The organism is Companilactobacillus halodurans, assembly GCF_009600985.1.
Lineage (GTDB): Bacteria > Bacillota > Bacilli > Lactobacillales > Lactobacillaceae > Companilactobacillus > Companilactobacillus halodurans.
Window position 1 is genome coordinate 1 of record NZ_VDFP01000016.1, and the last position, 13,316, is coordinate 13,316.

Annotated in this window: 12 protein-coding genes; 3 read left to right on the forward strand and 9 right to left on the reverse strand. The window is 35.8% G+C overall.

Annotated features, from left to right (window positions below; translation table 11 throughout):
* The first annotated feature begins 442 nt into the window (after positions 1–442).
* Both FHL06_RS08370 and FHL06_RS08375 read left to right on the forward strand, forming a co-directional pair.
* A complete protein-coding gene (locus tag FHL06_RS08370) occupies positions 443–667 on the forward strand; it encodes a hypothetical protein (RefSeq protein WP_153385772.1) in 225 nt (74 codons plus the stop codon).
* Between the two features lie 298 nt (positions 668–965).
* On the forward strand, positions 966–1,553 hold the full coding sequence (locus FHL06_RS08375) for a site-specific integrase (RefSeq protein WP_153385773.1): 588 nt from the start codon (positions 966–968) through the stop codon (positions 1,551–1,553).
* 62 nt (positions 1,554–1,615) lie between these two features.
* Here FHL06_RS08375 and FHL06_RS08380 read toward each other — a convergent pair whose 3' ends face one another.
* Both FHL06_RS08380 and FHL06_RS08385 read right to left on the reverse strand, forming a co-directional pair.
* Positions 1,616–2,881 (reverse strand): CAP domain-containing protein, encoded by a 1,266-nt coding sequence (locus FHL06_RS08380; protein ID WP_153385774.1) that lies wholly within the window; start codon positions 2,879–2,881, stop codon positions 1,616–1,618.
* A gap of 130 nt (positions 2,882–3,011) precedes the next feature.
* The gene (locus tag FHL06_RS08385) at positions 3,012–3,878 is read right to left on the reverse strand and encodes a DegV family protein (RefSeq protein ID WP_153385775.1); all 867 of its coding nucleotides are present in this window, start codon (positions 3,876–3,878) and stop codon (positions 3,012–3,014) included.
* A gap of 136 nt (positions 3,879–4,014) precedes the next feature.
* Here FHL06_RS08385 and FHL06_RS08390 point away from each other — a divergent pair, with 136 nt between their 5' ends.
* Positions 4,015–5,676, forward strand: a complete 1,662-nt coding sequence (locus tag FHL06_RS08390; protein ID WP_153385776.1) for an Rqc2 family fibronectin-binding protein — start codon at positions 4,015–4,017, stop codon at positions 5,674–5,676.
* 58 nt (positions 5,677–5,734) lie between these two features.
* On the opposite strand, the gene FHL06_RS08395 is transcribed toward FHL06_RS08390, so the two are convergent.
* The 7 genes from FHL06_RS08395 to FHL06_RS08425 all read right to left on the reverse strand — a co-directional run bounded on the left by FHL06_RS08395 (position 5,735) and on the right by FHL06_RS08425 (position 13,295).
* The gene (locus tag FHL06_RS08395; protein ID WP_153385777.1) at positions 5,735–8,137 is read right to left on the reverse strand and encodes an ATP-binding protein; all 2,403 of its coding nucleotides are present in this window, start codon (positions 8,135–8,137) and stop codon (positions 5,735–5,737) included.
* A complete protein-coding gene (locus FHL06_RS08400; RefSeq protein WP_153385778.1) occupies positions 8,128–9,216 on the reverse strand; it encodes a carbamoyl phosphate synthase small subunit in 1,089 nt (362 codons plus the stop codon). Before FHL06_RS08400 ends, FHL06_RS08395 begins: the two co-directional genes overlap by 10 nt.
* Positions 9,217–9,242: 26 nt before the next feature.
* Positions 9,243–9,770 (reverse strand): bifunctional pyr operon transcriptional regulator/uracil phosphoribosyltransferase PyrR, encoded by a 528-nt coding sequence (pyrR, locus tag FHL06_RS08405; protein ID WP_153385779.1) that lies wholly within the window; start codon positions 9,768–9,770, stop codon positions 9,243–9,245.
* 92 nt (positions 9,771–9,862) lie between these two features.
* Positions 9,863–10,774 carry an RluA family pseudouridine synthase gene (locus FHL06_RS08410; RefSeq protein ID WP_162000181.1) on the reverse strand — a complete coding sequence of 304 codons (912 nt, stop codon included), beginning with the start codon at positions 10,772–10,774 and terminating at the stop codon, positions 9,863–9,865.
* Positions 10,767–11,231 carry a signal peptidase II gene (lspA, locus tag FHL06_RS08415; RefSeq protein ID WP_162000177.1) on the reverse strand — a complete coding sequence of 155 codons (465 nt, stop codon included), beginning with the start codon at positions 11,229–11,231 and terminating at the stop codon, positions 10,767–10,769. Before lspA ends, FHL06_RS08410 begins: the two co-directional genes overlap by 8 nt.
* Positions 11,231–12,913 (reverse strand): formate--tetrahydrofolate ligase, encoded by a 1,683-nt coding sequence (locus FHL06_RS08420; protein WP_153385780.1) that lies wholly within the window; start codon positions 12,911–12,913, stop codon positions 11,231–11,233. The genes lspA and FHL06_RS08420 overlap by 1 nt, the downstream gene beginning before the upstream one ends.
* Entirely contained in the window at positions 12,897–13,295 is a 399-nt protein-coding gene (locus FHL06_RS08425; protein ID WP_153385781.1) for an EbsA family protein, read from the reverse strand. The genes FHL06_RS08420 and FHL06_RS08425 overlap by 17 nt, the downstream gene beginning before the upstream one ends.
* Positions 13,296–13,316 lie beyond the last annotated feature (21 nt).

Genomic DNA, 13,316 nt, shown 5'->3' on the forward strand with positions numbered 1-13,316 from the left:
TTAAACTACAAAACTCCACGGGAACTATTCACTAGTTTCTGTGGAGTTTAGAAATGTACTTTTCTGGTACTGATATATTTCGTATTTATTTTTGGACAAGTGGCTAACTTGTTCTTGTAATTTTCGTGTTAAATACTTTTAAAATATGGACAAGTATAACTATTAATTATGAAAGTTGGAATATTAATGGAACTAAAGATTTCACGTTATTTTTTAGTTGTAGCACAAAAAATTATTACTAAAGCAACAAAAAGTTATTGATATTACAACCTATCCTTTCAAAACAGTTGTCAGATGTCAGATTTTGAAAAAGTAATTTATCATTCCAAAAGATTTGAGTGGTTTACCATTATTAATATCATCTCAAGAAGTTTCCAAAAGTCGTTTTAAAAATTGATGTGGAAACTTAGAATCTAAGATAAACATTATTGGAACCTTTACCTTGGTTTTTAATGCCGAGATGTTGGTAGAAAATGGTAATGCCTATATGATGACTTTTAACCATCTAATTAATAAAACTTATCAAGAACAATTAATATTCCGCCCTCTTAATCCACCGATGATTGAACCAATTACTATTGTTTGGAAGAAAAATGCTATTTTATCGAAAGTGGCACAATTATTTGTTAAACGAATCAAAAATTCTTTACATCAGGATACGAGATAATTACAAATCTTCGAAAAAGCTCATGCTAATTAATTAGTATGAGCTTTTATTTTTGTGATTTTTGATATGTCTGACACGTTCATTCTATGAATTTCAAACGTAGAGATGGTCACATTGAAGATGAACTTGTTCATAGAATTAAGATTCTCAAAAATACTCTTTTTATACTCAAAACGGGGTCTATTGTAAGAAATAGACCCCATAAAACCTTGACGTATCAACCTAGAAAAATTACAATAAATACCTAGGGGTTATTTATTAATAAAACGAAATAATAGCCCCTACCATGGAGGGTGCTATGAAACAGCTAGTTTTACCAATAAAAGATACAAATGTCCTCAATGAGGTTAAAAATACTCTTTTAAGGAATTTTAAATATGGACGACGCAACTACACAATTTTTCAAACTGGCAAGGCAACTCTTTTGCGAGTCTCTGATGTCATGTCTTTAAAATATCACGATGTCTTTGATGATTATGACGAGATAAAAAAGAACGCTTATATTCACGATAAGAAAACTGGCAAACCAAATACTTTATATTTAAGACCAATAACTAGAGATTTATTGATTTATCAAAAATGGCTTTTAGAAAATCATATCCAATCAGAGTGGTTATTCCCATCTATGGAACGTCCCGAACGCCATATTTCTGAAAAACAATTTTATAAAGTAATGGCAAAAGTTGGCGACCTCTTAAATATTAATTATTTGGGTACACATACGATGAGAAAGACTGGTGCCTATCGAGTTTACTTGCAGTCGAATTATAATATTGCTTTAGTAATGCGCTTGTTGAATCACAGTAGTCAACAAATGACTTTAGCTTATTTAGGATTAGATCAAGAATCACGAGAACAGATGTTAGATCAAGTAGACTTTGGATAAAAAAATAGACTATCAACTCATTTAAGAATTGATAGTCTATTTAATTGGAAAATATTCTACTATTAATTTTGTGACAATTGATTTTGTTGAATCCAAGCGTTAGTACCGATACGATACATCTTCACGTTTGTCTTAGGGTTAACCGCTCTTCTGTCAACAATCCAATCAGTACCTGGTGCAACTGTGAGTCCAGTTGGGTTACCGTTATCATCATAGATAGTAGCATTGGTAGTTGCTGTAACAGATGAACCGGCTAAGAAACTGGCCCAAGGCAAGGCATCATTAGCTGATACGAAACCATTGGTGCTGACGTGATAATAGAAGCCGCCATCAATAATAGCAATCATGTCAGAAATCCAAGAAGAATTTGGTGCCAAGGCAATGTCAGTCCGTTTGTTACCATCGCGGTCATAAACAGTTGTTACTTGATTCTTTGTGGTTACCCCACCACGAAGATCAGCAGTTTGGTAATTATCCCGTGTTTGATAATCAGCACCATCTTTTTTGGCCAGGTCATATTGTGAAACATTGGCATAATCATTTTCATTAGTTAAATAATAAGAGTAAACATCGTTTGCGTCATATTTACTATTAGATGCTTTATCATTACCCATTTCTTGTGAAAAATAAATCATACCATTTGGAGAAATGCTAACACCAATACCAACATAGTCGATGTATGGATTCAACATGTTCTTTCTGTGACCATAATTTGGTTCTGGATCATAAGTTTCACTATAAAATTCATGCGTAATCTTTTGTGCGATTGTTGTTGGATCAATTGAACCAATCATTGAATAAGGCATTTGAGCAATATTCTCTTCAGCATTCAAATTATATGGATACATGTCAGCTGAATTCCAACCCACATGATTATCTACGCTACCAGTATTAATAAAGCTATCAGTTCTTGATTGAGCGTAAACATTCAATGGATTGACCATCTTGAGTGCAGATAAACCATTTTGAGCACGTAATCGATTCAATTCAGTGAACATTGCTGCCTTAACAGCAGCAACATCAATACTTTGATAAGCTGATTGAGTTGTTGCTACATTGTCATTTTCCTTTGATTGTGACTGACTAGTTTGATTAGTTTCACCAGATTGACTAGATGTAGATGGTTGAACAACTTGATTAGTCGTATCACTGTCATCATTTGTCGCCGTTGAGACACCATCAGAATTATCAGTGGTGGTTTGTTCTGAAGTATTGATTGCATTATTAGCAGTCGCTGCATCAGCATAAGCGACATTCCCTCCTAAACTCGTTGCAAGAAGTGCGCTTGCGGCTAGTAACATAGCCGCTCTCTTAGTTTTAGAAAACATGATACTCCCCTTTTCATTATGGAAATAATGGTTATATTTATTTTAACTCATTAGACATATTAATAAAGAACTTATTCTAATAATTATTTTATATTATTCTGATAAAATAAAAAAGCCTTACGGCTTTATTTTAAGATTTATCGAAATCCCTAATCCAAGCAATAGCTAAATCACCCTTGCCCAGATGAACTCCAATAGCAGGTCCAAAGTAAGAACGATCAAGCGTTGTTTCTGGATATTTTTCTTGAAGATCCTTTGCCCAACTGTCTCCAGCACTTGGATCATCGGCATCGATTACTAAAAGTCTTAAGGGATGCGTAGCGTTTTCCATAGCAGTCGCAAGTTTATCTTCAGCCTTTAATTTGGCTTTCTTCATGGAACGGACCTTATCATAAGCCACAATTTTATGAGAATCATTGTCAAATTCTAATAAAGGTTTAATATTTAATACGGTGCCTATTACAGCGGAAGTATTTGATAATCTTCCACCTTTGACTAAATTCTTCAAGTCGTCAACGACGAAGGATTCACCCATCGAATCTCTTAAGGTATCAAGACGCCCGATAATTTCATCGACATCTTTGCCTTCATGAGCCATTTTAGCAGCTTCTTGTGCTAAATATCCCATTAAGCGTACAGTAATTTGAGAATCATAAACAATAACATTAATATTATCAATTAGTTGAGCAGCACTTTTTAGATTATTTACAAATCCAGAGATAGTACTTGCCAAATGAATCGATATTACGGTATCATAGCCTTCTTTAGCCAGTTTATCGTATACGTTCATCATTTCGCCAATTGAAGGTTGAGCCGTTGAAGGTAGTTCAGGTGAATCTTGTAATAATTCATAGAATTGTGAAGTTGTAATATCGATATCTTCACGATAAGTTTTGTTATCAAAGACTACTTCTATTGGAACAACTGTTATATTATATTTATTGACTATTTCTTGTGGCAAATAAGATGTACTGTCAGTTACAATGGCTATTTTCATAAATTTATCAATTCCTTGTTTGGTTACGTATAATGATTGTATAACCCTTAGATTATATCATATTCATACGATATTATATTTGTTACAGAATAAAAGTTTCAGAAATTATTGAGCAATATTAGAAAGGAAGCAAAATATGTCTTTCGACGGAATGTTTACCCATGTGATGGTAAACGAATTAAATCAAAACCTTAGCGGTGGTCGAATCAGTAAGATTCAACAACCATTTGCTAACGAATTGATTCTTACAATTAGAAGTAATCGTAAGAATCGTCAACTCCTGTTGTCAGCTCATCCCTCATATGCAAGAGTTCAGATAACTGATCAACCCTTTGCTAATCCTGCCAAACCTTCAACATTCGTGATGTCATTACGAAAATACATCACCAGTGCTATCGTTAAAGATTTTCATCAACTAAATAACGATCGTGTTGTCATGGTCGATCTTTCGGCCAAAAATGAATTGGGCGATATTCACGATTATACACTTATCATCGAGATTATGGCACGCCACAGTAATATTTTCTTAATTAATAAAGAAAATGGTCGAATAATTGACCTGATCAAACGTGTCTCTCCCGAGAATAATAGTTTCCGTGGACTCCTTCCAGGGGACGATTATAAGTTACCGCCAGCACAAAATAAAATCAATCCATTTTCAACGAAAGATGAAAATTTATCGAATTTATCTGCTTCCGATATTCGTAAGAAATACGAAGGAATCGGCCTGGATACGTCAGCTGAATTAGAAAAGTTCATTGCTAATGGGAAAACTTTTGATGACTTCATCAATCTTTATCAAAACAATCTTCATCCTAATACTGCTAATTCTCAAAGCAAGCATAAGTTAGGTTTCTTCCCAATTGCCTTTTCCAATACGACGACTGAGGTGAAGTCCTATGCAACTTTAAGTGAATTGCTAGATAATTTTTATCTGGATAAAGCTCGAGTTGACCGGATTGAGCAACAAACCAAAAATATTACTAGACGCTTGGATATCATCCTTAAAAAGGATAAATCAAAGGTCAAAAAACTACACAAGCAACTAGATAAAACTGATGTGATGAATAAATATAATCTTTATGGCGAACTTTTGACGACTTATATGTCGAAAATTCAACATGGTTCCAGTTCTATCACCTTGACGAATTATTATAATAATGAAGACGTTACGATTAAGTTGAATCCTGAGTATTCTCCTTCATTAAATGCGCAAAGTTACTATAAGAAGTATCGGAAGTTGCAAAATTCAATCCCTCATATTAAGCAACAGCTCGAATTAACAACTAACGAAATCAATTATTTAGATTCAGTTTTAGCTTCCCTTGAGTATGTTGATATTGAAGATGTTGATGGGATCGTTGATGAATTGATTCAATCAGGCTACATCAAAAAGAAGAAAAAGAATGCTCGCAGAAAACGCAAGAAGAAAGTCGGCGAGAATTTCCAAACAACTAATGGAATTGAAATCACCGTTGGTAAGAATAACTTGGAAAACGACCAATTGACAATGAAACTTTCCCAAAAGAATCATTATTGGTTCCACGTCAAAGATATCCCTGGCTCTCATGTTATTTTAAAGACTAGCACGCCAGATGAAGAATCAATCGTTCAGGCAGCTACGATTGCAGCATATTATTCTAAAGCTCGTGATTCCAGCAAAGTTCCCGTCGATTATGTTCAAATCAAACATATTCGTAAACCTAATGGTGCTAAACCTGGATTTGTGATTTTTGAAGGACAAAAGACGGTTTTGGTTGATCCAGATCGTAAATTAGTCGCTGACTTAAAAGAATAGAAAAATCAAAATGCCCTAAAGCGTTAAGTATAACTTGACGACTTTAGGGCATTTTACTTTATTCTTTTTTACGTAATTCATGCAATTTAGTTTGAATTTCATCTTTATCCAATAATTTATAACGTTTTTTATCTATTGTTAAAAGATACTTCGTATCAAAGTTATTGAAAATATCTTCGAGTGACAAATCTGAACCAATCTTATTACCAAGCAATAATTTGACTAAAGTATCGATTACATGGACCGAACTAGCTAATTCATGTCTGATAATATCGTTGGTCATTCCTCGATACTTCTTAGTTACCAGCCAATGACCGTTACTTTTGACTAATTCAAAGTTATATATATCAACATGATTGTCTTTTTCTAATTCTTGAGAAATCAAACCGGCAAAATCAGCCCGATCTTCGACCGTCATGAAATTATTGACCGAGCTAATTTCATAAGTATGGCCATCACGCTTGCCACGATAAATTACCGATGGAGCAAGATAATTTTGGCCATCGCTGATGACCATGATTTTAACAGTAGTATTGCCCGTTAAATCAATATTTTTAATTTCTTGGGCACTGAACTGAAATACTCGGTCATCGTCTGTATCGACCATATTTTTCGATAAATCAATAATATTTAAGATACTGTCGCTATCGATTAAGTCTAAACTTTTGATTTCCATGTGAGGATCGTCAATCTCGACAACTTTTCGTCTCGTTCTCAAAGGCGAATTCCAAGGCTCGCGACCAATGATAATTGGTTCCAAACCGTTTTGGTCAATTGATTTAGCAAGTTGGAATAAAACGAATTGTCGAATCATGATATCAGTTTTTGAAGTAATAATCGGCGTACGAACGATAATCTTCTTTCGATCGCTTAATTCCAACTCGTTACTGATACCGCTAGTTACAAAATAATTATGGTTGATATATTGATTGTTAGCTACAGAGACGGCACGCTTATTTTTAACAACAGTTTTTGTGACAATGTCAGGACTGTCGAGCAATAGTTTGCTATGTCCAACACCCTTAACTCCCATTTCGACCATTCTTTCAACATTTCCGCCATCAATCTCGCCTTCACGAATAATCAAGCTGTTATCGATAATGTTTTGTAAAGCAGCTAAGTACGGTAAATTTATCCCCGTAATTTCTGATAGAACAGGCTTTTCAAAATTTCTACGCAAAGCCTCTAACAAAACATCCAGCATCCAATTAGTGGGATGAATGATTTTTTCAAATAATTCATCGTCATCTAATTTTTTCAATTCATTATATCGTTCAAAATTATTGTTCAGTTTGTCATTTAAAGCGCCCTTATTGAGAACTTCCTCCAAACTAAAACCATTGACGACGATACTTGAATTGGAAGTTTTACTTGGTCCAAGGTATCTTTGCTTGTCATTTTTCCATTGAGGAAATCTCGAAGTGATATGGTCAACAAATGGTTCTGTGGCTCCATTGAAGGAATTCCCAGCATCTAATTGCAATTTATCTAAGTGATACCCGAGACATAATTCAGCCACGGCAGTTGCCAAAGGATAACTAGTAGCATACTCCAAAAATTTAGTCTCCTCACTTAATCGAGGAATAAATTCCGTAATATAAGACTCATTGGTAACGTGATTGTAAGCGAAATGGACTGTGCAGACACCAACAACGTTAAAAGCTCGTGCTAACTTAATCGAGAAATTTCGTAAACGTTGAAGCTTCGAGTCGTTCAATGAAACAGCTGGGGAAATCAAGTTGGAATCCAAATGGTGAATCCCAATTGGTTCAATATCCTCAATTGTGCCAATCAGAGCGGAATTATCGAAGCGGTCTCGCAAAATAGTAAATGAATATTCGCTGAATCCACGAATACTACGTTCAATTTCAATTTTAGTATCGTCGATATCTTCCATCGCCATGAAGTTATCTAATTCAAATAGATTATTGATATTAGTCCAGCCACTGGAGTGACGGTTCGAATATCTTCTGCGAGCGATAATTGGAAAGCCGATGGAACGAATGAAACTATATATTTCTTTTTCATCATCAGAAGAAACAAATTTAATCACGGGTAAATTAGCTTTGGTTAAACGTTTGACAAACAATTCACGCTTGAAAGTTGCTAATGAGGCTGCATAATTTGGACCCAGAACTCTAGTTTTCCCAATCTTACCATTCAAACTAGCAACTATTCCCAAAGCATTGCGGTCCCCCACTGTTGGCAAGATAGCGTCGGGATGATATTTTTGCACATACTTCAAAACATTCTCGCCGCTAACTTTTTCAACGATGGTCTTGTCGTAAAAATCACCTGATGATAACAGTGAAGTTGGATCCTCAACAATGATTGAGATTTTATAACCCAATTGGTGCAAAATGTCGACTGTATCGTAAAGTGCCGTCGACAAATCAACGTTCTTATCATCGCTACTCGTTGGTCCAATAATTAATATGCTATGTATTTCATCTAATTCCATTGACTTCTAACTCCCTCTTGCTGTCTGACTGATTCAATCAAATCGATGAATTCATCAAAGACATAATATCCGTCAGTAGGTCCTGGGGCTGCTTCGGGTTCAAAGAGCACACCCATAATTGGTAGATATTCGTGACGAATCCCTTCAATCGTTCCATCAGAAACGCAAACGTTAGTAACGATAAAATCAGAGGCACTAATATATTTTGGATCAAGGGTATAAGAATGATTGTGATTGACGAAATCAATTTTGCCACTGGCAACTTCTTTAACTGCTAAAGAAGATTCGTGGTGCGGCTGTGGCAATTTTTCAATCTGACAATCATTAGCCATCGCAATCAAAAGGTTCCCCAAGCCGATTCCGAGGATGGGGTAGTTCTTTTGCAAAATTTGAATAGTTTCAATCGTTTTAGGTAAATCTTCTGGTGCTCCTGGTCCGTTGGAATAAATAATCCCATCAGGATGTAAATTCTCAATTTCTTCAACCGTTGATTTATAATTGACGATTACCGAATTACAGTCCCGATATGATAATTGCCGTAAAATTGAATATTTAAGTCCTAAATCGACGATAACGATTTTTAAGCCCATATTAGGATTAGGATACGATTGTCGCGTCGAAACGCGTTTGACTAAATCTGGTGGCAAAACTAGCGCCTTGATTTGATCAATGGCATGCTCATCGTGCGTATCCATAATGCTAGCCTTCATTTCTCCATGTTCAGCAATATGTTTTGCTAATGCTCTAACATCAACATTTTTAATCCCAGGAATTTTTAAACTAGTAATCCAATCTTCAAAAGAAATCGATTTATCGACTGTCAAAAGGCTGGATGAACCAATAACGACTCCCTTGCATTGGGAATTGATTGATTCGTAGAAATCTCGATTAATTCCTGAGTTACCAACAGAAGGAATCGTGAACGCAATAATTTGACCTTCAGTATCAGGATCAGTTACTGATTGTTCGATTCCAGTCCGGTTATTTGAAATCACTAATTGTCCAGTAGTGATTATAGAAGATCCAAATCCTTCACCTGGAAAGACGGTTCCATCTTCTAAAATTAAATAACGTTTCATTCCATAGCAACTCCTTTAAAGATAGCTTATTCAATTTCAATCTTGTCTTCGCCATCAATTTCTTTCATTGATACTTTGATTTTTTCCTTTTGAGAAGTCGGAATATTTTTGCCTACAAAGTCAGCTCTAATTGGTAGTTCACGGTGTCCACGGTCAACTAAAACAGCTAGAGAGATTTTCTTAGGACGTCCGGCATTCATTAACGCATCCATAGCGGCCCGAATCGTCCGACCAGTATATAAAACGTCATCTGTTAAAATTACATGTTTATTATTTATATCAATATCTAATGGTTCCGTTTTTACTTTAGTAAGATCCTTTTCATCATGAGTTTGGTCATCACGATAAGGAGTAATATCTAGCTCTTCAACTGGAATCTTGATGTTTTCCAATTGTTTTAATCTTGATTCGATCCGGTGAGCCACAAAAACACCACGAGTTTTAATACCAACTAGTACTAAATCATCGATTCCTTTATTTCGTTCAATAATTTCATATGTTATTCGAGTCAAAGCACGTGTCATTGTTTGACCATCAATAATTTCTTTAGCCATATTTATTCCCTACTTTCAAAAAAGCACTCACTAAGTGAGTGCTTTACTATTTTTATAATCACACACAATTCTATTTCTAAATTATAGCACGATTAAGATTGTCGATGACGCAATTGTGCTAGTGTATCTAGAAAAATCTGTGGAGGCTCAACTGAAAATTCCATCCACTTATGCGTTCTAGGATGTTCAAAGCCCAGGGTCTTTGCGTGTAAGAATTGTCCCTTACCATCAAGGGTATTTTTCGGTCCATACAATGGGTCGCCAGCAACGGGATGACCAATGTATTTCATATGAACTCTGATTTGATGAGTCCGACCAGTCTCTAACTTCAATTTCAACAGTGAATAATTTTCAAACTGTTCTAAAACTGTAAAGTGAGTGACTGCATGACGTCCATCTTCAACAACTGCTTGTTTTTTACGATCAGTCTTGGAACGCCCCAGTGGTGCATTGATTCGACCAGTCTTTTCTTGGAAGTTGCCATGAACGATGGCAACATATTCACGGAGATTACTCTTCTCCTTCAATTGCTTCATCAAAGATTGTTTTGCTAAATTATTTTTTGCAATCATCAATAGACCAGAAGTATCTTTATCGATTCGATGAACGATACCTGGTCTAATGACATCGCTGTCGTTGATTTGACAATGATACAAAATAGCATTGACCAAAGTTTTATCCGGATGACCAGCAGCCGGATGAACGACCATCCCTTGAGGTTTATTGACCACAATCACATCTTCGTCTTCGTAAACGATGTCTAACGGGATGTTTTCGGGAATAGCCTCTAAAGGTTTTTCTTTAGGAATGTTAACAATGATTTTATCACCAGTCGTCAATTTGGCCCCCGTTTTAGTTATTTCTTTATCATTGACCAAAACGTTGCCATCTTTGATGAATTTTTGAAGTTGAGATCTTGTAAAATCACTGATTTCAGTACTTAAAAATGTATCTAAGCGACCTTTTTTTGTTTCGTTGTACTCTAAATTTAAAGACTTACTTATTATTTTTCTCACCTGCTAATTGGATAATCAATGACGCGATAATGAAGATTACACCAATCGTGATGTAGGTATCGGCCAGATTAAAAATTGGAAAATTGATAAAGTCTAAATTGAACATGTCGACCACATAATGTCTGGTAAAACGATCAATTGCATTACCCATTGTTCCCGCTAATAAGAATATCAAAGAAAATCGATAAAGATAATCTTTTTTATCAGCTTTTATAAATAAATATACTAAAACTACCACAGCAATGATAGTCACAATGTAAAAGAATAACATTTTACCTTCAAGCATGCTCCAAGCAGCACCAGTATTAGTGATATGCGTAATTGAAACGATACCTGGAATAAAATCATGGACGCTCATTGTTGCAATATTGGTCGTAACGTAATATTTCAGCGTTTGATCACCAACTATTAAAACTGCAAATAGCAGCCAATAAACCAACTGCACTAGAATAGTCCTCCGATTGTTCCTTCATTGTCGACATCCATCCCTAAAGCGGCTGGTTTCTTGGGAAGACCTGGCATTGTCATAACATTACCAGTTAAGACAACGACAAAGCCTGCACCTAACTTCGGTACAATATCAGTTACATGAAGCGTAAAGTCTTTAGGTGAACCCAGTTTTTTAGGATCGTCACTCAATGAATATTGAGTTTTGGCAACACAGACAGGTAAATCGTCCCAAGCATTGTCTTTTAGAACTTGCAATTGGTTTGAAGCTTTCTTGCTGTAAGCAACATTATTAGCTCCATATACTTCGGAAGCAATTGTAGCAATCTTAGCTTCAGTAGTTTCGCCGTCTTCATAAAGACGAGTATAGTTGGCTTCTTTTTCGGTAGCACGAACAACTGCTTTTGCAAGAGCTTGACCACCTTTACTACCATTGTGGTGAATCTCTGCCAATTCAACTTCTACACCGACTTCATCACAAAGGGATGTCAAAAGTTTAATTTCATTAGCAGTATCAGTTTCAAATTTATTGATAGCGACAACCACAGGAATGTGATAGTAACGCATGTTGTGGATGTGACGTTTCAAATTCTTAAAACCTAAGTTCAATGCGTTCAAATCTTCATCTTTGATATCAGCTAATTTTTGACCGCCATTATATTTCAAAGCTCTCACAGTTGCCACGATGACAATTGCATTTGGAGCATGATTGAGTTTTGGTGTCACGATATCAAGGAACTTCTCGCCACCAAGATCGGCTCCAAAGCCAGCTTCTGTGACCGCATAGTCGCCAAGTTTCATAGCTAACTTTGTAGCTAAGATACTATTGCAACCATGGGCAATGTTAGCGAATGGACCACCGTGAATGATAGCTGGAGTATTTTCCAGTGTTTGAACTAAATTAGGCTTCAATGCATCTTTTAAGAGAACAGTAATGGCACCTTCAACATGAAGATCTCTGACGAAAACGGGTTTCTTGTCAAAAGTGTAAGCAATCAAGATACTTGAAATTCTTTCTTTTAAATCGTCAATGTCTTGAGCTAAACAAAGTACAGCCATTAATTCGCTAGCAACGGTGATTTCAAAATGTTCTTCTCGAGGCATGGAATTGAATGGACCACCTAAACCAACTACAGTATTTCTTAAAGCACGATCGTTAATGTCTAAGGCTCTCTTCCAAACGATTCTTCTTGGATCAATGTTCAAACTATTTCCTTGATGGATATGATTATCGATTAAGGCTGCTAAAGTGTTAACAGCACTTGTTAAAGCATGCATATCGCCTGTAAAGTGAAGATTGATATCTTCCATCGGTACTACTTGAGCAAATCCACCACCAGTAGCGCCGCCTTTCATCCCCATAACTGGTCCAAGAGATGGTTCACGTAAAGCCAAAACAGTTTTCTTGCCTAATGATTGCAACGAATCAGCCAAACCGATGGCAACCGTCGATTTACCTTCACCGGCAGGAGTAGGATTGATCGAAGTAACTAAAATTAATTTACCGTCATCTTTTTCCATTGCTTTGCCGATGCTGCGAGCAGAAAATTTGGCCTTGTAATGACCGTAAGGTTCAATATCGTCGGCAGTTAAACCGACCTTGTTAGCAATTTCGTTAATATTTTTCATTTTATCGTGCTCATTGATTTGAGCGATTTCGATATCACTTGGAAATGACATTGCTTTCACCTGCTTCTTTTCTAATTAGATTTAAAATTCCCCTAGTAGAAGTTACCCTAAATGGAAAGAAATCGTGATTATTAAAATCAAACTCAATCGTCCATTTATTATCTATCTTTAAACCAACCTCCGCATGTTTAAAACTGCGGGTTTTGTAGTAAGGCTCTTTGATGACTACTTCATCGTCTGTTATTCTAACCCAAGAGTTAGCTATAATGTAGAAGACGTAAATTCCATCAATAATCCAAACTAAAAACGGAATAAAGCTTAGCGCCATAATTTCCAACTGTAAAATAGACCCTAAACATGCAAGACTTAAAGCAATCGACCACATGATGATTCCCCATGCACCAGCTGGTTGAACAAAATGTTTCTTTGACATAATTTCTCCTGAAAGGTTCTA